Annotated in this window: 17 protein-coding genes; 6 read left to right on the forward strand and 11 right to left on the reverse strand. The window is 62.9% G+C overall.

The annotated features are described in order from the left end of the window. Positions 1–144 precede the first annotated feature (144 nt). From M2432_RS20490 to M2432_RS20520, 7 genes are all read right to left on the reverse strand, one after another. A complete protein-coding gene (locus M2432_RS20490) occupies positions 145–1,080 on the reverse strand; it encodes an SAM-dependent methyltransferase (protein WP_280828666.1) in 936 nt (311 codons plus the stop codon). A 2-nt stretch (positions 1,081–1,082) separates the two neighbouring features. Beyond that, the gene (locus M2432_RS20495; protein WP_280828667.1) at positions 1,083–1,928 is read right to left on the reverse strand and encodes an SDR family oxidoreductase; all 846 of its coding nucleotides are present in this window, start codon (positions 1,926–1,928) and stop codon (positions 1,083–1,085) included. 84 nt (positions 1,929–2,012) lie between these two features. Then, entirely contained in the window at positions 2,013–2,537 is a 525-nt protein-coding gene (locus M2432_RS20500) for a hypothetical protein (protein ID WP_280828668.1), read from the reverse strand. A 114-nt stretch (positions 2,538–2,651) separates the two neighbouring features. Next, positions 2,652–2,795: a hypothetical protein gene (locus tag M2432_RS20505; protein WP_280828669.1), complete on the reverse strand. Its 144-nt coding sequence runs from the start codon at positions 2,793–2,795 to the stop codon at positions 2,652–2,654. Next, complete coding sequence (locus M2432_RS20510; RefSeq protein WP_280828670.1) at positions 2,792–3,967, reverse strand: acyl-CoA dehydrogenase family protein; 1,176 nt, start codon at positions 3,965–3,967, stop codon at positions 2,792–2,794. The genes M2432_RS20505 and M2432_RS20510 overlap by 4 nt, the downstream gene beginning before the upstream one ends. A 1-nt stretch (position 3,968) precedes the next feature. Next, complete coding sequence (locus M2432_RS20515) at positions 3,969–5,585, reverse strand: AMP-binding protein (RefSeq protein WP_280828671.1); 1,617 nt, start codon at positions 5,583–5,585, stop codon at positions 3,969–3,971. A 184-nt stretch (positions 5,586–5,769) separates the two neighbouring features. Continuing rightward, the gene (locus M2432_RS20520) at positions 5,770–6,783 is read right to left on the reverse strand and encodes a TIGR03617 family F420-dependent LLM class oxidoreductase (RefSeq protein WP_280828672.1); all 1,014 of its coding nucleotides are present in this window, start codon (positions 6,781–6,783) and stop codon (positions 5,770–5,772) included. A gap of 167 nt (positions 6,784–6,950) precedes the next feature. Here M2432_RS20520 and M2432_RS20525 point away from each other — a divergent pair, with 167 nt between their 5' ends. From M2432_RS20525 to M2432_RS20545, 5 genes are all read left to right on the forward strand, one after another. Then, complete coding sequence (locus M2432_RS20525; protein WP_280828673.1) at positions 6,951–8,198, forward strand: cytochrome P450; 1,248 nt, start codon at positions 6,951–6,953, stop codon at positions 8,196–8,198. Continuing rightward, positions 8,195–8,941, forward strand: a complete 747-nt coding sequence (locus M2432_RS20530; RefSeq protein ID WP_280828674.1) for an enoyl-CoA hydratase — start codon at positions 8,195–8,197, stop codon at positions 8,939–8,941. Before M2432_RS20525 ends, M2432_RS20530 begins: the two co-directional genes overlap by 4 nt. After that, complete coding sequence (locus M2432_RS20535; protein WP_280828675.1) at positions 8,938–9,759, forward strand: SDR family oxidoreductase; 822 nt, start codon at positions 8,938–8,940, stop codon at positions 9,757–9,759. Before M2432_RS20530 ends, M2432_RS20535 begins: the two co-directional genes overlap by 4 nt. A 189-nt stretch (positions 9,760–9,948) precedes the next feature. Beyond that, positions 9,949–11,232, forward strand: coding sequence for an amidohydrolase family protein (locus tag M2432_RS20540; protein ID WP_280828676.1), 1,284 nt, complete (start codon positions 9,949–9,951; stop codon positions 11,230–11,232). A gap of 173 nt (positions 11,233–11,405) precedes the next feature. Continuing rightward, a complete protein-coding gene (locus tag M2432_RS20545; protein WP_280828677.1) occupies positions 11,406–12,419 on the forward strand; it encodes a Rieske 2Fe-2S domain-containing protein in 1,014 nt (337 codons plus the stop codon). 119 nt (positions 12,420–12,538) lie between these two features. Here M2432_RS20545 and M2432_RS20550 read toward each other — a convergent pair whose 3' ends face one another. Beyond that, on the reverse strand, positions 12,539–13,723 hold the full coding sequence (locus M2432_RS20550; RefSeq protein WP_280828678.1) for an acyl-CoA dehydrogenase family protein: 1,185 nt from the start codon (positions 13,721–13,723) through the stop codon (positions 12,539–12,541). Positions 13,724–14,086: 363 nt separating this feature from the next. Between M2432_RS20550 and M2432_RS20555 the strand changes: the two genes are divergently transcribed. Beyond that, positions 14,087–14,959 (forward strand): NAD(P)-dependent oxidoreductase, encoded by an 873-nt coding sequence (locus M2432_RS20555; protein WP_280828679.1) that lies wholly within the window; start codon positions 14,087–14,089, stop codon positions 14,957–14,959. 458 nt (positions 14,960–15,417) lie between these two features. Here the strand turns inward: M2432_RS20555 and M2432_RS20560 are convergent, their stop codons facing one another. From M2432_RS20560 to M2432_RS20570, 3 genes are read right to left on the reverse strand one after another with little or no spacing between them, the layout of a single operon-like run. Then, the gene (locus M2432_RS20560; RefSeq protein ID WP_280828680.1) at positions 15,418–15,804 is read right to left on the reverse strand and encodes a YciI family protein; all 387 of its coding nucleotides are present in this window, start codon (positions 15,802–15,804) and stop codon (positions 15,418–15,420) included. A gap of 22 nt (positions 15,805–15,826) precedes the next feature. Continuing rightward, positions 15,827–17,437, reverse strand: coding sequence for a CocE/NonD family hydrolase (locus M2432_RS20565; protein ID WP_280828681.1), 1,611 nt, complete (start codon positions 17,435–17,437; stop codon positions 15,827–15,829). Next, positions 17,437–18,306 carry an NAD(P)H-binding protein gene (locus M2432_RS20570; protein ID WP_280828682.1) on the reverse strand — a complete coding sequence of 290 codons (870 nt, stop codon included), beginning with the start codon at positions 18,304–18,306 and terminating at the stop codon, positions 17,437–17,439. Before M2432_RS20570 ends, M2432_RS20565 begins: the two co-directional genes overlap by 1 nt. Positions 18,307–18,441: the final 135 nt, after the last annotated feature.

Raw genomic sequence — 18,441 nt, forward strand, 5'->3', positions numbered from 1 at the left:
CACCGTCGATGTTTTAACCTACGCGGGCGCCCGACCGTTGCGCAAGACCGTCGGCGGCAGATATCGGTCCGTCGTACCAAGGCAAGTGTTCAGCAACCAGCACATCGGAGTGCCAAATAGTCATCGGTAGAACAAAATTCGGCACTATTGCCGACGCCCCGCGATGAATTCGCTCCGGGGAAGCACCCGAACGGACTGGGACGGCGCAGGACGCCCGAAGGACTCCATCAGCCCGGCGGCAGTCCGTGCGTGCACCGACCAGCCATGCTCGACCAGCCAGCTACCGAGGTATGGACGCGCACCCTTGAACCACAGGGAGCTGACATCACGTAAGAAGGTGTTACCGGCCTGCGCCGCAGACTGCTTGATTGTCGACAGCTCCACGCGCCGGTCTGCGGCCGCGGGCGGTTCCAGTGCGACAGCGGTGTCTGCTTCGACGGCGATGCGGCTGCCGGCAACCGACAGCGACTGGATACATTCGAACAACGTGTCCTGCCCGTCCGGGGGCAGATAGGCCAGCAACCCTTCGACCGACCACGCAGACGGGCGATCGGGATCGAAACCAGCGGCGCGCAAGGCCGCCGGCCAGTCTTGGCGCAGGTCGATACCGACGGGCCGGTAACCGCAGGCGGGTATGTGGCCACGGGTGGTCAGGACTGAAGTTTTGAAGTCGAGAACCGACGGCTGGTCGATCTCGTAGACCACGGCCCCGGTGGGCCAGCGCAGACGCCACGCGCGCGCGTCCAGCCCAGCTCCGAGAATCACGAACTGCTGGACACCGTCATCGGCTTCGGTAAAGAAGTCATCGAAGTATCTGGTCCGGCATGCCGCGTAGTCGAGCATGGCACCGACGCGGTCATCGGACTGCGATGCGGCGGCCGGTGCCACGAAAGGTGATCGCCAGCCCGCGGCCTGTGCAGCATCGACAAACATCGCCGCACAATCGTCGGTGAAAAGCGGTTCAGCACGGGTGGTTTCGTAAGCGCGGGCTGCGGCCATCGCCAGTGCAGTTTCACCGACCCCCTGCGCTACGTCCCACGAGTCACCTGAGGTACGCATCAGGCCCGACCTTTCCGCCATGATCAGCGTCCGTCGGAGGGGTTCTCGATGCGCTGCTGATATGCACGCCGAGCATCGCTGTCGAACTCCAAAAATGCGCGATCGGACCCCACGCGACGATTGAGCCAGCGTCGGGACCGCGGCCCCATCATCGACATCAGCGGCGCGACGACCCGCATCGACCGTGGAATAGTCACGTGGGTTGTCGGCTTCTCCAAGACTCTCACCACAGCCGCGGCGATCGTCTCCGGAGTCACCGGCTTACTACCCGACGGTGTGGTGATGCCCGCGATCAGTTCGGTCGTCGTGAACGGTGGCTGGACCGCGCTGATCTGGACACCGTGTGGCGCGAATTCGTCGGCCATCGCGGTCGACAATGCGATCACCGCGGCTTTGGTGCCCGCGTAGACCACCTCGCCAGGGACCGGCACCGAGCCGGCGAGCGAGGCGATGTTCACAATGTGTCCGCTTCGCCGGTCCACCATCTCCGGCAGTACGAGACGACATCCGGTCAGCACCGCACTGAAGTTCACCTCCACCGCGGTCTTGATGGCCTGATCGCTCTGTTCAAGAAAATGCCCGACCGGCATGACACCGGCATTGTTGATCAGGACATCGATGTGTCCGAGTCCATCGGCACGCGCACGGTCCAAGAAAGCGGCGAAGGACGACGTATCGGTGACATCCACCAAATGGCCGCTAATCGGCTCGGTGCCGGTCATGGTCGCCAGCGCGGCAGTAAGGCTGTCGGCATCTCGATCGCCGATGACCACGCGGGCGCCACGTGCCAGCAGCGCCTTGGCCGTCGCCAGACCAATTCCTCTGGCTGCGCCGGTGATAACGACGGTCTTACCTGCGATTGTGCTCATCTCATCTGCCAATCTTCTTGAGGCCGGCGGTGCCGATCGCACCGTCAACGCCGAGCCCGGCTGTTGAAGTTTCGGTTTGTGCGCTCACTGCCGGAAGCTGACCCAGCGGAAGTACTCAGTGTGCGCAGTCAACCGATGACCGGATCCGGCAGCACTCAGCGCTTGATCCTTGAAAATCCCTGCTGCCCGGCTCACCTGGTGCGACACCCGTCGCGGATGGGCCGCGATGTTCCCGGCCTCTGCGAGAGCTTCCCAACAGCCCGCGAGGGTCTTGTCCACCGCTGCCAGGTCGATCATCGCCGGTGTGTCCGCGACATCGCCGCACTTCACCACGACGACGGGGGGCGCGTACTCGTCGAGCGCCACCTCGGCCGTGTCGCGGAGCCTAGCGCCAAGGATCGTAATGGCCCGAATGTCGGAACTCGGCGGTACATCGACGGTCACCTGCCACCCCGCGAGCGCGCGATCGCAGATCGCACCACCGGCCGTTTGAGTGGCTTGGAACACCGACGACGCGATCACGTGCAGGCGATACCGGGTCGGGGCGGAGCGCGTCGCGGTCAGCAGTGGGTCAAGCAGTGGTAGTCCTGCTTCATGTGGTGCGATCATCGATGACCCTCCAATCGTGACGGTTTCCGGTAGACGATCTGTTGAATGCCGTTGCGCTCCAGTGCGCATGCGCCGATATGTACGGGCAGGAGCGGCGGGCCGGGGTTCACGACGCTAGGCCTGGGCGCCGGCGGGCGCGATTCGCGCCGACGACTGGTCGAAAGAAGTAGTGACGAACAGTTCGTGCGCAGCCCAACCCAGGCAGACGTTGATCGGCAGCGAGCCCTCCGGTAACCCACCGATGATCTCGATAGTCATGCCGACTCCGCGGACCGCGTAGGAGAACCGTAGGTGGGTTTGCCCAGAACGAGAACATGCTGGGCGATCATGTTGCGGAAAACGTCTACGGTGCCGCCGTAGATGCCGACCAGCGGCGCGAAGCGGTACAGATACTCGGCGTCTGCGGCCGAGGACCCGACGTGGCTCGCTGGCCTCAGTGCAGCCGCCGGGCCGAGCAGATCCATCAGATCCGGAGCTGTTTCACGCATGGTCTGGGCAATGGCCACTCGCCCGAATATTCCCGGAGTGCTTTGTGCCGCTTCGATTCTGGCGTGAACCCGTCCCAGCCGATAGGCGGCCGCGGTGTCCATCGACCCGCTGAGCTCACCGGCAACACCGTCAGCGACGCCAGCCATCTCGGTTCCTGCCCCGCTCATGATCGCAATGTCGGCCAGACCGTTACGATCGGGTTCGCGGTCGCCGTGTTCGGCGGCCAGCGGGCCGCTGAGCACGGTCCAGCCGCCATTGACCTCACCTATCCGGTAGATATCGGCCACCCTGACCCCGTCATAGAAGGTCACGTTGGTGCGCTCGCCGTCCACCGTACGGATGCCGTGCACCTGTATTCCGGGCGTGTCCAACGGCACCAGGAACATGGTCAGGTTCCGGTGCCGACGTCCCTCCGGGTCGGTCGTGGTCAGCAGAAAAACGTATTGGCAGTGGTGAGCGCCAGTGGTGAACATCTTCTGTCCGTTGATAATCCACTCATCGCCGTCACGTACCGCACGGGTTTTGCACGTCGCGACGTCCGACCCGCCCTCGGGTTCGGTGTACCCCATGGCGAAACGCACGGCGCCCGAGTACACGCCGGGCAGGATCGCCTCGACCAGCTCTGGATCGCCGAATCTGCGGACCGCGGCCAGAATCATCATGGTGGCGCCCCAGGTCTCCAGCGGTAGCTGCGCCCGGCGGCGTTCCAACGTCCAGATCCGACGCTGCAGCGGAACGAAGCCGCCTTCAGCGGCCTTGTTCGCCTCCGGTTCGAGCCAGCCTTCGCCTCCCATCGCGAGATGGATGTCCTCGATGAAGCCGTCACCGGAACGACGTTCGCGGTCGAGGGCCTCGGCGGTGACATGCCGGCTCAGGAAATCGCGTGCACGGTCACGGAATTCGCGGTGCTCCGCGTCCAATGCAACGGTTGAGAAGTCCACGTCATCCCTTCACTGCCACAGCTTGGCGGGCCCAGCGGTAGTCGGCCTTGCCGTTTCCGAGTCGTTGGATGCGATCCACGACCACGATGTCTTTGGGCACCTTGAAACGCGCCAACCGCGTAGCGCAGTATTCCCGAATCACCTTGGTACGCTCGGCATTCCAGAATTCCCCGCCAGTCGGAGCGACGACCGCTACGACCTCTTGGCCCCAGCGGTCGTGTGGCCTACTGGTGATAACTGCGTCAGCGATCGCCGGATGCCCGCGCAACACCTGCTCGACTTCTTCGACGAAGACTTTTTCTCCACCGGTGTTGATCACCAATGAGTCTCTGCCCAGAAGTTCGACGGTTCCGTCGGCACACAGACGCGCGCGGTCACCCGGGATCGACAACCGCTGCCCGTCGAGGACCGGGAAAGTGTATTCGGTGGCGGCCCGATCGTTGAAGTAGCCCAAGGGAACTCGGCCGGTGCGCGCAATCCAGCCGATCTCGGGCTCACCGGGCGCCAGCAGCCGGGTGCGATCCTCGGAGAGCACAACACCACTGGCCTGCATGGTCATCGTCGAGCCCTGTTCACTGTGTCGTGCCACACCGCTCGCCATACCGCCGGTCTCGGATGAGCCGTAGGTGTCTGCGATCGTCACATGCGGCAGCTGTTCCAGCAGCGCCTGCTTACGCTTAGGATGTGTTGCCGCACCACCAGTTCCGATTCGCGCGAGGGCAGAAAGATCGTAACGGCGTTCAGCCAGCGCGGTGGCCAGCGGCTCCGCGTAGGCATCGCCAACGATCGACATCACGATGGCGCGTTCACGTTCGGCAGTGGCCAGCACCGAATGCGGATCGAACCGCTGTCGGTTGTCGTGGACCACGGCGGTACGACCGCTGAGAACTGCGGTCAGCGCGGTCGACAACCCGGCGGTGTGCATCAGCGGCGGTACCGCGAAGAACGGGTCGGACCGCTCGGCAACGGCATCGGAGATTTCTTGGGCCGAGCCGTATTCCGAACCGGTCATGGTCGAGATATAGGCATCGGCCTGGCGCCAGAGCACACCTTTGGGCCGTCCGGTGGTCCCGCCGGTGCACACCATGATCAGATCGTCCGGTGACCCCGTAACGGTGTCTCCAGCGGACGATGCGTGGACGGCGTCGTCGAACATCACCGACCCGGGTGTGGCATCTGCGGCCGAGCCGTCGTCGACGACGATCCGTATCGTGCAGGCGCTCGGCGTGGTGGCGGCGACCACCGGAGCCAGCGAACGGTGATAGATGACCGCACGCGGCGCGACGTAGCCCAACAGGTCGGAGATTTCGGTCGGGGTGTAGAGATGGTTGATGTTGACCGGCACCACCCGAGCCCGCAGGCAGGCCAGGAAGGCCTCCACATAGAGGTCGTTGTGCATGATCAGCGCCACCCGGTCCTGATCGCATTCCCATCGCTGCCGATCCGGCCGCACATCTGCGACCCCGAGGCCCTGGGCGGTCAGGTAGCGCGCCAGGCCGTCGATCACTAAGTGGGATTGAGCAAAAGTCGAGCGCCGCTGCCCGCACACCGTCATCGTCCGATCGGGCACCACAGTGGCCACTGCATCCAGAACAGCGTTTACGGTCCACTCTGTCATCGGCACGCTTTCGTGTTGTTCATCGGCAGGCACGGCAGCTGCGGTATGCGGATTCCCTTGGGCAACGCCGGCCGACGCTCGACAAAAAACACGGACGTCGAGCCGGTACAGGACTAGCAGTAAGAAACCATCGGTGTTTTAAATGTAATGGTCCGGCACCACTGAGCACAAGGGGCAAACCGGCTCATGCGCGCGAATGCAACGCCGTGACTAAATCCGCCAGATCGTGCGAATCAGGCCGGTAACCCGGGAAGTAGCAGCAGACGTCGGTGGCTTGGGTGCCGTACCGGGCATAAATCTGCGCTGCGCATTCCTCCGGCGTTCCGGCAACACCATAAGTCCGCACCATGTCGTCGGTGATCAAGGCCCGCATCGCACCGTAGTCACCCTGCTTCGAAAGCGTGTTGAGTCTGGGCTGCAAGTCACCCCAGCCCTCGATGTCCAGAACCGCACGATAGGCCGGCGTAGACCCGTAGAACGCGATCAGACCGGCAACCCGGCCAACGGCCGTCCGCAGCGCCTCGTCGCTGCGACCAACGGCGACCATTGCCTGCGCAATCACCTCGAAGCCGTTCGACGAGCGATTGGCGCGCTCCAACCCGGCGTTGATCGCGGGCACTGTGCGTTCGGCGAAATGCTTGGTGCTGTTGAACGGCATTACCAGCAACCCATCGCCGAATTCGGCAGCGTTCCTTGTCATCAACGGCCCAAGCGCGCCCATGAGGACCGGCGGCGGCCCAAACGGATTCGGGCCGGGGTTGAAATTCGGGGGCATCAGGGTGTGCGTGAAGAACTCGCCGCGGAAATTCAACGGGGCTTGCCCCTCCCACGCCGAGAAGATGGCTTTGACCGCCGCCACCGATTCACCCATCCGGGCAGCGGGCTTACCCCACTGTGCTCCGTATCGCTTCTCGATGTGTGCTCGAATCTGCGATCCCAGCCCCAGCCGGAATCGACCCCCACTGAGCACCTGGAGGTCGTACGCCGCGTGCGCCAGGTGCAACGGGCTGCGGGGCCCGGCGATGGCGACATTCGTCATCAGGCGCAGGTTGGTTTCCTCGGCCGCCAACACCAGAGGCATGAACACGTCGTGCTGGCCCTCGAACGAGAAGATTCCGTCGGCGCCCAAATCGGCGATGGCGCGGGCGCTTTGGCGCGCATTTGTCGGCGCACCATCGACTTGAAAGTGAACTCGCACCGGATTGCCCTCTCCGTAATTTGGATGCAGCGGACCGGGGCTGCGCACCGCGCCAGGGCGAATTCGCTCTTGTGATGTGACCCCACCACTGCTAGAAAATCATTGTGGTTTTATCGCACGATACCGCGCGCAGGCAAGTCCCCCTATCCCTCCCGGAGTCACAGGCCATGAGCCAACAGATGCCCGACGCCAAGGCGTCGGACGATGCCGGCATCTTGGCCGACCCTCACGCGTACACCGACCCCTGGCGCCTGCACGACACATTGACGCAACTGCGCAGAACCACGCCGGTGACGCGTGTGCAGTCTGTTGACTACCGGCCATTCTGGGCGATCACCAAACATGGCGATGTCCTTGAAATCGAACGCGACAACGAGAATTTCATCAACGCTCCCCGCCCCGTACTCATGCGAGCGGACTATGAGGAGATGCAGGCTGCCGCACATGTGAGCACCCTCATCCACATGGATGATCCGCAGCACCGAAAGGTGCGCGCGATCGGCGCCAATTGGTTTCGCCCGAAAGCGATGCGGGCCTTGACCACTCGCGCGCAGGAACTTGCCCGACAGTTCGTCGACACGATGGCAGCCGAGGGACCCGAGTGCGATTTCGTCCAGCAGGTCGCGGTGAACTATCCGCTGTACATGATCATGACGCTGCTCGGCGTGCCCGAATCCGACTTCGCCTTCATGCTCAAGCTGACTCAAGAGCTGGTCGGTTCGGAGGACTCGGAATACCGACGTACAACCAGCGAGGACGAGCAGATGTCCGCGCTGCTGGAGATGTTCGCGTACTTCACCTCCCTGACCGCCGCGCGTCGCGAGCACCCGACCGAAGACCTGGCATCGGCCATCGCCAATGCGACCATCGATGGTGAACCGCTCAGCGATATCGACACCGTCTCCTACTACCTGATCATCGCAACCGCCGGTCATGACACCACCAGTTCGGTCATCTCTGGTGGCATGCAGGCGCTCATCGATTATCCGGACCAGTGCCGGCGCCTGAAAACCGATCCGGGTTTGATGCCGCTGGCCACCGAGGAGATGATCAGGTGGGTCACTCCGGTCACCGGCATGATGCGAACTGCCGTCCGCGACAGCATGATTCGCGGCGTGCCGATCGCGGCTGGGGAATCGGTGCTGTTGTCTTACGTCTCTGCGAACCGAGACGAAGACGTATTTCTCGAACCAGGGCGTTTCGATGTCGGCCGTGACCCGAACAAACACCTGGCATTCGGACACGGTGTGCACTTCTGCCTGGGTGCGGCGTTGGCCCGGTTGGAGATCACCAGCTTCTTCTCCGAACTGCTGCCACGACTGGGCGATGTGGAGCTGACTGCACCCCCGGAGCTGACGGCGACGACCTTTGTCGGTGGCCTCAAACACCTCCAGATTCGGCACTGCGTGAAATGAGCGACTCTCCCGATCAACTCCGAATCGAAAACCACGGTGCGATCAGAGTTCTGACCATCGACCGGCCAGAGGCCAAGAACGCGTTGCACGGACCATTGCGCACCGCGTTGCGGCGGGCTATGTGGGAAGCAGACAATGACGGGACCGTTGCCGCCGTCGTGCTAACCGGCGTCGATCCGGTGTTCAGCGCAGGCGTGGACTTCAAGCAGCTCGAACGTGGTTCCGACGAGACCGGAAACCCGTTGGACCCCACTCCGGCTGCGGTGATCCGAGCCATCCGCACACCGGTGATCTGCGCGGTCAACGGCGCATGCGTCTCGGGGGCACTTGAGCTGGCACTGAGCTGCTCGTTCATCGTCGCCTCGGACCAGGCCCGGTTCGCCGACACGCACGCGTTGCTCGGCGTAGTGCCGACCTGGGGTCTGACCGCCCTGTTGCCGCGCGCGGTGGGGGTTCGCAAAGCCCGCGAGATGTCGATCACCGGAGCTTTCCTCGACGCGGACGAGGCGTTACGGATCGGATTGGTCAATCACGTTGTCCCTCACGACCAATTGCTGTCATTCACCTTGTCGCTGGCGGCCCGGATACCGTCCAACAACGCTGTCGGTGAAATGTTGAATTTCTATCGGCAGGGCCAGAATCTGACATTGTCCGGTGCACTGACTTTGGAGACCGAGGCCAGCATCGGGCGTACCTACGACCTCACAGCATTCACCGAAGCGGGTAGGAGAATTTCCCGATGAGTATACGTTTCGCCGGAAAGCGAGCAGTGGTAACCGGAGCCAGTCGAGGAATCGGTGCCGGTATCGCGCAACGGCTCGCAGCCGAGGGTGCTGACGTCGTGCTGGTGGCGCGCACCCTCGACGGCCCCGGCGGCAGCCTGCGCGAATCCGAGCAGCGGTGCGCGCGGTACGGAACCAAGGTCGGGGTCGTGGTGGCCGACATCACCGATGATGGCGCGCGCTCCACCGTTATCCCCAAAGCAATGGAGATCCTTGGCGGGCCAGTCGACATCCTGGTCAACAACGCCGCTGCATCCACGGCCCAACCCATTACCGAGATCACCGCCGATCAGCAGCGACTGGCCTACGCAGCCAACGTGATCGCCCCACTGGACCTCGCACAGGCTGTCATCGACGGTATGCGCGCTACCGGCGCGGGCTGGATCGTGAATCTGACCAGCATCGGCGCCACGGTCATCGAGGGGCCACCGTTCTACCTGGGCCCACAAGGGTCCAAAATGGAGATCTACGGCGCCACAAAGGCTGCTCTTAACCGGATGACCGTGGGCCTGGCCGCAGACCTGTACGGGTCGGGTATCCGCGTCAACGCGGTCGGACCGCGGGTTGCTGTGATGAGCGAGGGATTCGCCGAGTTGATGGGCGACTCCCTTCCGGCCGAACTGTTCGAGTCGATCGAGGAGATCGTGGAAGCCGTTGTCGCACTGTGCGACTGCGATACCGAGGTCACTGGCAAAGTGCGTTACAGCCTGGATCTGATCGAGCAGTGGGGTCTGGACGTGCGCGGCTTGGACGCGTGCCCGACACCATCGGGGTCCTAAGACACCCCGGCCTGGCGGGGATTGCATGTACCGCCTGCGGCCCCCACATCGTCCATGGCGACTGAAAGTTCCCCAGGAGTTGCTTCGCCCCCCAGCGGGTCCCAGTTCTCCAGATATTTCATCGGCCGACACAGCCAACTCTTCGCTATACTGTTGTACATACAGTATGCCCGACAACATGGAGCTGTTGTGAACAAAGACGACATGATCCTGGTCAGCGTGGACGACCACATCGTCGAACCGCCTGACATGTTCAGGAACCATTTGGCCAAGAAGTACCTGGACGAGGCGCCGCGACTGGTGCACAACCCGGACGGTAGCGATACCTGGCAGTTCCGGGATGTGGTCATCCCGAACGTCGCGCTGAACGCGGTCGCCGGCCGGCCGAAGGAGGAGTACGGCCTCGAACCGCAGGGCCTCGACGAGATTCGCCCCGGCTGTTACAACGTCGATGAGCGGGTCAAGGACATGAATGCCGGCGGCATCCTGGGCTCGATGTGCTTCCCGTCGTTCCCCGGTTTCGCCGGCCGGTTGTTCGCCACCGACGACCACGACTTCTCCCTGGCGCTGGTGCAGGCCTACAACGATTGGCACGTCGAGGAGTGGTGCGGTGCCTACCCGGCCCGCTTCATCCCGATGACCCTGCCGGTGATCTGGGACCCGGTGGCCTGCGCCGCCGAAATCCGTCGCAATGCCGCCCGCGGTGTGCACTCCCTGACCTTCACCGAGAACCCCGCCGCCATGGGCTACCCGAGCTTTCACGACTTCGATTACTGGAAGCCGATGTGGGACGCCCTCGTTGACACCGAGACCGTGCTGAACGTGCACATCGGCTCGTCGGGCCGGCTGGCTATCACTGCCCCGGACGCCCCGATGGACGTGATGATCACCCTGCAGCCGATGAACATCGTGCAGGCCGCCGCGGACCTGCTGTGGTCACGGCCGATCAAGGAGTACCCGACGCTCAAGATCGCCCTGTCCGAGGGTGGCACCGGGTGGATCCCGTATTTCCTTGAGCGCGTTGACCGTACCTACGAGATGCACTCGACCTGGACCGGTCAGGACTTCAAGGGCAAGCTGCCTAGCGAGGTGTTCCGCGAGCACTTCCTGACCTGCTTCATCGCCGACCCGGTGGGTGTGGCCACACGCAATCACATCGGCGTGGACAACATCTGCTGGGAGGCGGACTACCCGCACAGCGACTCGATGTGGCCCGGTGCCCCCGAGCAGCTCGACGAGGTGCTCAAGGCCAACAATGTGCCCGACGACGAGATCAACAAGATGACCTACGAGAACGCGTTGAAGTGGTACCACTTCGACCCGTTCAGCCACATGTCCAAGGAGCAGGCCACCGTCGGTGCGCTGCGCAAGGCTGCCGAAGGCCACGACGTGTCGATTCAGGCGCTGAGCAAGCACGAACACGGAGACCGCAACAGCAATGCGCTCACCCAAGCCACCGCATCACAGCGTTAGCCGACCGGACCTTTGATACAGACCGTCATAGCAATGCCGTGGCCTAGGACGCGCACCAGGCCGGACCTCTGACCGAACGGCGCATTGGTACGTCAATTACTTCCCGCCCCATACATATTCGTGACGTTGATATGCCCATCGTCACCAAGAAGCCAACAAGCAGAGGATTGCCTGTGGAAGTTCCGTTCACCTGGAAGGTCACTGGCTGGTTCATGATCGGCTGGTCGGCCGAGTTCATGGCCGGTGAAACCAAAGCGCTGAAGTACTTTGGCGAAGACCTGGTTGCTTACCGCGATGGCTCCGGTGACTTGCATCTGATGGAAGCGCACTGCAAGCATCTGGGCGCCCACCTCGGGCACGGCGGCAAGGTCGTCGAGGACTGCGTGGAATGTCCGTTTCACGGCTGGCGCTGGGGCCCCGACGGCACCAACCGCTACATCCCCTATCAGCCGGAACGACCCAATCGCGCTCTGCGACTTCGGGTTTACCCTATCGCTGAACAGCACGGCTGCGTGTTCATGTGGTATCAGCCCAACGGCGAACCGCCGCGCTGGGAGTTGCCCGACATTTTCTTGAAGTTTCCACAGTTCGAAACGAATCCAGACGCGTTCTACCGGCCCTACCCTGAGTTCTCGCGGTTCGCCGAGGGCGAGCCGGTGCACCCACAGATTGTGGCCGAAAATGGGCCGGACAGTGCACATTTCCGCTATGTGCACGGGGCGACCGTCACACCGGTGTGCCTGGACTGGAAGGTCGTCGACAACGAGTGGCAGTTCCTGACCGGGTGGCCCGATGCACGCAGTGACGACCCCGAGAAAATGGCGCTATATATCCACAGCCACTTCTCTGGTCTCGGATTCGCGATCAGTGCGTTCGAGGGATCCTCGAACCACCGTCTGATCTTTGCCTGCACACCAGTCGACGATCACGTCTCGAACATGTTCTATTCGATCTGGTGGCCCAAGCAGCCCGGCGAAACCTCTGACATTCCACCCGAGGAGGTTCGTGCACGGGTCGAGAAGCAGTTCCTTGTGACCGTGTGGGACGACCTCGATATCTGGCGCTACCAGAAGTACGTCGAACGACCGTCATTGTCCAGGATCGACGCGAAACCTTATATGGCCATGCGTAAATGGGCGACGCAGTTCTATGAAGTGCCGCCGACCGGCGCACCGGCCACGACGTGACATGCGCTGCACCCGGTGGCCGCCGACGCCGTGCCAGTCGGAGGTCGCCAGGGCTCCCTCGCCCTGAGTATGGGAGGTGTGGGTTAACTCCGCTCGACCTAACCTGTGACGGGTCGGTACTACCTTGCGACAGAAGAGTATTGCGGCTTTCCAAGGCCTAGCGCGTATTGCGCGATCATGTTGCGGAACACCTCAAGCGTCCCGCCGTAGATCCCGGCCAAGGGTGCGAAGCGGTACATGTATTCGCTTTGGCCCCCGTCGACGCCGCCTACGGCTCCGTGGGTGAGTGCCGCTGCCGACCCCATCATGTCCATCAGATCCGGTGCGAGATCCCGCATCATCTGGGCCTGAGCGACCCGCCCGAAGATATTGGGGGTGCTCAGACCGGCTTCGGCCCGGGCTGTCGCACGTCCAAGTCGGTAGGCCACCGCATCATTGTCGACTGACCGGTGCCCCAACTGATCGACGCGCCCGACGCAGGCCGATGCGCGATCGAGGGCCAGCGACATGTCGCCGGCCTGATGATCCAGGATCGAAACATCATGCAGGCCTTCGGTATCGGCGTCGACTGCGCCGTGTTCGACATCGAGCGGACCACGCAGTACCACCCAGCCACCGTTGACGTCGCCGATCCGGTATCGATCGTCGATCCGGACATCGCTGTAATAGACGATATTGGTGCGGTCTCCGTCGACGGTTCGAACGCCCTGCACTTCGATGCCGGGCGTATCCAGTGGCACCAGAAACATGGTCAGACCCTGATGTTTGGGGGCATCAGGGTCGGTCTTGGTCAAGAGGAACACGTATTGGCAGTGGTGGGCGCCGGTGGTGAACATCTTGGACCCGTTGATCACCCACCAGCTGTCGTCTCTGATTGCACGGGTTTTGCAGGTCGCGACATCGGAGCCGCCGTCAGGTTCGGTGTAGCCCAGGCACATCCGAATGTGGCCGGAGTACACCCCGGGCATGACTTCGTCACGAAGTTCCGGTGAGGCCATCTCTAGGACGGTGTATGCAACCAGTGCAGTGGTGCCCCAGGTGACCCATGGGATGTGTGCGCGCCGCTTCTCCAACTGCCACAAACGTGCCTGCGCAGGGCTGAAGCCACCGTCGGCTTCGGCAATCAGTTCTCTTTCCAGGTATCCGGCTGCTCCGAGCGCCAGATGAACCTGTTCGTCGAAACTGTCCCCAGATTCGCGCTCACGCTGCAGAACTTCCTCGGTGACGTGGTCCCGAAGGAATGCGCGGACTTCAGCGGCAAATGCCTTGTCGCCCACTGACAGATCAATCTGCGAGAAATCCACGCGGATACCTAACTTTCCACCCGGGTCGCCCGTAATCGAGCCGGTGACCATCGCACCGCGCGATCGGTCGGCGTCGTCGAGAGCCGCCGTTCAAACTCGTGCCTACACGACATACCGTAACGGTTACAGTATGTTTCTCATTATGTCGGCATCGCACGGAGAACGCAATGCGACGTTGGATTTGGCATCAATGCCGCGCAGGGACCTCGTTATCAGCGGGAAAGCCACTGCTGTTGAAGCCAATACAGATGCATTGCGCGCTAACACGTTCCCCACACCGCCGGGATCACATCAGCGTCTAGGCACCAGCACCAGGCACACTGGCCGAATCACCTGCGGCCGCTATCGAAGGACGTCAGCACGTTGAATCAACAACCTCCGGGCCGCCTCGCCCCTCTGGCCGGCAAGACCGTCTTCATTTCTGGTGCAAGCCGCGGTATTGGCCTGGCTATCGCGAAACGGGTCGCCGCCGATGGCGCCAACGTGGCGTTGATCGCCAAAACAGCTGAACCACATCCAAAGCTGCCCGGCACGGTCTACAGCGCTGCCAGAGAGATCGAGGAGGCTGGCGGGCACGCACTACCGATTGTCGGCGATATCCGCGACAGCGAAACCGTAGAGGCGGCTGTTGCACACGCCGCAGAACAGTTTGGTGGCGTCGACATCTGTGTGAACAACGCCTCGGCGCTCAATACGGACCCGGTTCTCCAGCTGCCGATGAAGAAGTTCGACTTGATGAATGGGATTCAGGTCAGGGGAACCTACGCGGTGTCGCGTGCCTGCATTCCGCACATGATCGGCCGCGAGAACCCTCATGTGCTCACGATGTCGCCACCGATCCGACTCGAACCGCGGTGGCTGGCGCCGACCGCGTACACGATGGCCAAGTTTGGTATGACACTGTGTGCGTTGGGTTTAGCAGAGGAGTTACGCGCTGCCGGCATCGCCTCGAACACATTATGGCCACGCACCTCGGTGGCAACTGCGGCAATTCTGAACCTGCGAGGCGAGGAGCCAATGCGGCAATCGCGCAAGCCGGAGGTGTGCTCCGATGCCGCTTACCAGATATTCTTGCGACCGGCTCGCGACTACACCGGTCAAACTCTGCTGTGTGAAGACGTACTGATCCAAGCCGGCGTTCAGGACCTGTCGGTCTACGACTACTCCCCCGGTACCGAACTCCGAGTCGACATGTGGGTCGACACCGCCAATCCTCCCGGATACCGAAACCCCTGAACCACAGCGATAAGGGACCTGTCGCAAACCCTGCTGCCGCTGATCAACTTCAGTGGAAATTTGGGGCTGGCAACGCGATCAGTCCGATTTTCGAACGCGCCCGATCTGCCCAGCCCCAGCGCCAGTAGCTGGTCGAGCCGGTCGGCCATTTTCCACCGGCGTACGCAGCAGCACGGTACTTCTGGAAAGTGACCCGCAACGACGCCCGCAGGAGCGCGGTGCGCGCTGCCCAGCAGGAAACGGTATGTGCCTCCCGCTTTGCCATCAGCTACGCGAATCTGCGCGCTAACGCTGCCGCCGTCGCATGTTGGGCGGACTGGCGCCGCCCAGGACAAGTACGCCACGGCCGGCCAGGCGGAAGTGGCAGGCTCAGGGCGTGCGGAAGGCGACGGTAGGTGCAGTGAGCCAGCCCAACAGCCACCACAGTGGGAGTGGACTGGCGGCGGCTTGATGTCGAGTTATCTGGCGGCCTCGCATGCCGCGCGTGCCGCCGGCGTCAGCGCTCCCATGTTCAGCTCCCATGACCGGACGGTGTTAGCTCGCCACCCGGCCTTGTGCAATGGTTCATTGGCGGCGATGGCTTCGGCTTCCTCGCGACAGTCGGCGCGGATGATGGCGATGCCGTCCACGGGGCCCCCGGCGTCGCGATCCAGCGGACCCGCGGCCAACAGGCGGTTCTGATCCTCCAAATCAAGTAGGTACCGCAGATGTTTGGCCAAAAGCGCAGCACCTTGCATCGTCGGAGGACTCTGAAACTTATCGGTGGCGTGCATAACTATGGCGAACAGCGGTATCTTCGCCATCCGCGCCTCCAACTGCTGAAGTTCGGGCGGTAAGACAGTCATTCTCGTGATCCTCCCTGCTAGGTTACTCATCGGTAGTTGCCGGTATGAATGGCGCGACCAAGGCGGAAGGTGTTGCCGCGCCGGTGTGGATGGTGTGGGTTCCGCGATTTATGCTCGCCTTGTGGCGGAACACGGGATAACGGTCGGCGTCGTGTCCGACAACTTCGATAACGAGTTGCGAGCCGGCCTCGAAATGCGTGCTGCTGGGCCAAATCTCGATCGTCATCTCGGTGGGCTCGCCGGGGTTTACGGGCTCAACCGTTCGATGGGTGTGGAATGGTCGCTCGGGCCGGCTGCGTGTCGCGTCGAGTTCGCGGTGGGAACCGCGCAGCCATCCCTTTGCGAGACCATCGTTGGCGTAGCCGTTGAAGCCGTAGAACGGCACTACCACGCCTGCGGGATCGCGCTTACGAACCGCGACGAACAGGTCCAGGTCTATTCCCTCGTCGGTGCTGATCCAGACGGTCAAGGCCATGCTGCCGGTGATCTCGGTGTCTTCGGTGAATCTGCGGGTGAATGTAACCCGATCCGGGTGTCGCCGCCGTGGCATAGCGGTGTAGGAAGCTGTGGCGGCGAGGGTGTTTGGTTGTAGCGTCAGGCTCATTGACGTGGCGTCGAGGTACAGCGTCTGCAGTGTGGCGTGCGGGAGAGGCCAGTGCGTCGAGGTGCGAACTCTGTACCGGGTGCGGGTATGCCGGAGCTCGTAGCGGACCGCGGGCTCGCCGGGCCAGTCAACCGACACGGCCTTGAGGAAGTGGTCGAGGAAGCGGCGCTGCAACTCGAGCGCTTCGGCCGAATAGTAAGTTTCCCATTTTCGGCGCCCGTGGACGACTAGCCATTTGAGCCCGCCGAGTTGCTCATAGGCCAGCAGTGTTCCGCGGGTGTGGAGCCCGTGATCTGACCAGCTTGCCGCCACCAGTGCGGGCACGTCGATGGCACCAACGTCCGGCCGCTTGGCGGCCCAGTAGGCGTCGTCGAGTGGGTGGCGGCGGCTGTCGCCGAGGAAGTCTTCGCCCATGGCGGTACCGCGGTGGGTGCCGCGCCGCATTCGAACGTTCCACCAGATCGGAACGAACCCAGTTTCGGGGATGCCGCCGTGGTAGGCGAACTCGCGCAACAGGTCCGAGGCACCTTCCCAGGCCACGATCGCCGCCAGGCCGCGAGGGCGCAATGCGGCGACGCGCCACTGCGACATACACAAGTAGGACACTCCGTTCAAAGCGACTTTGCCGGTCGACCATGGCTGGTCAGCGGCCCACCCAATGACTTCGGCGTAGTCGCGGGCGTCTTGATCGGTAAGAAAACCCGCGATCCCATCGGAGGTATGCATTCCGCGCGCGTCGCCCTGAACGACCGCGTAGCCGTGGCTCGTCCAAAACAATGGATCGGGCGATTCGAATCCCGTCATCGGTGAGCGGTTCAGCCGGCCGAATCTCACCCCGCTCAATCGCATCGCCAGCATCCCGATGCGGTCGGGCGTGTTGTCTTTGCCATAGGGTGTCATCGACATCACGACGGGCGCTACATGGTCAGGCCGAAAGACGTTGACCCGCAAGGTGACACCGTCCGGCATGGGCACTGCGACATTCTTTTCGACGATGATGCCGGCCACCGCGGCGGTGCTGGACCGCATCATCGGACCTCGACCCCGAACGCCGCGACGTTGGCTGCCGCCCACGCCGCATAGCGTGTTCCCTCCCTGCCGAGCGGCACATCCGGGCAGTCAGCGATCGATCGCGGCGCCTCGCCCCTCATCGCCACCTTCTGGCGCGCTATGGGGTCAGGCAGCCGTCGGACCAGTAACGCCACATGCTCCTCAACCGAGACTTCCACGATGGTGATCGGCCTGTTGAGCACCTCGGTGAGCACACTGACTCGGTCTCGGGCGCTGAGCCACTCCGGTCCCAAAAGCCGCCGCGTTGGATGGGGCTCATGTTCATGCGCGATGAGCTCGGCCACCGCGCCGGCCGCGATGTCGACGGGCGCGATGGGCACCTCCAAGGCGTCGGGGAAGGCGGTGATTACCTTTGCGCCGTCGCGGATGGACGTTGACCATTCGGCGGCGTCGTTGCTCATAAACATTCCCGGTCGCAGCACAGCCAGCGAGTCGCCCAGAACCCCGCCCAGCACCGTCTCCTCGCGCTGGTGGCTTGCCGCCATCACCGAATCCGGATACAACCCCACCAAATCTGAGGACAGCAGCACCGTGATCGGCAGCCCGGCCTGGGCGATGTCGGCGCCGATACGTGCCAGATCTTGTTCCTGCAGCATCGGCGGCAGATTGAGAAAAATACCGTCGGCGCCGGCTAACACAGACCGAAAAGCCTCGGCGTCGCGCACGTCGGCCGGGCACGACGTCACGCCGGGTGTCCAGGATCGGGGATGGCGCGATATGGCCCGGACCCGCTGACCCGCCCGGATTATGCCGTCCACGACGTGGTGGCCCACCTGACCGGTGGCGCCCACCACCACAATCTCTCGCGCACATTCGTTGGGTGACACAAAACTTATGGTAACACCAAATTTGAGCTAAGATAGTGGTGTGGTCGAGGGATTACGGGAACGCAAGAAACTGGCTACTCGGCGCGCGATCAGCGATGCGGCCACCGGGCTGTTCATGACGAAGGGCTTCGAAAA

The sequence above is a fragment of the Mycobacterium sp. OTB74 genome, assembly GCF_029892685.1.
Taxonomy (GTDB): Bacteria; Actinomycetota; Actinomycetes; order Mycobacteriales; family Mycobacteriaceae; genus Mycobacterium.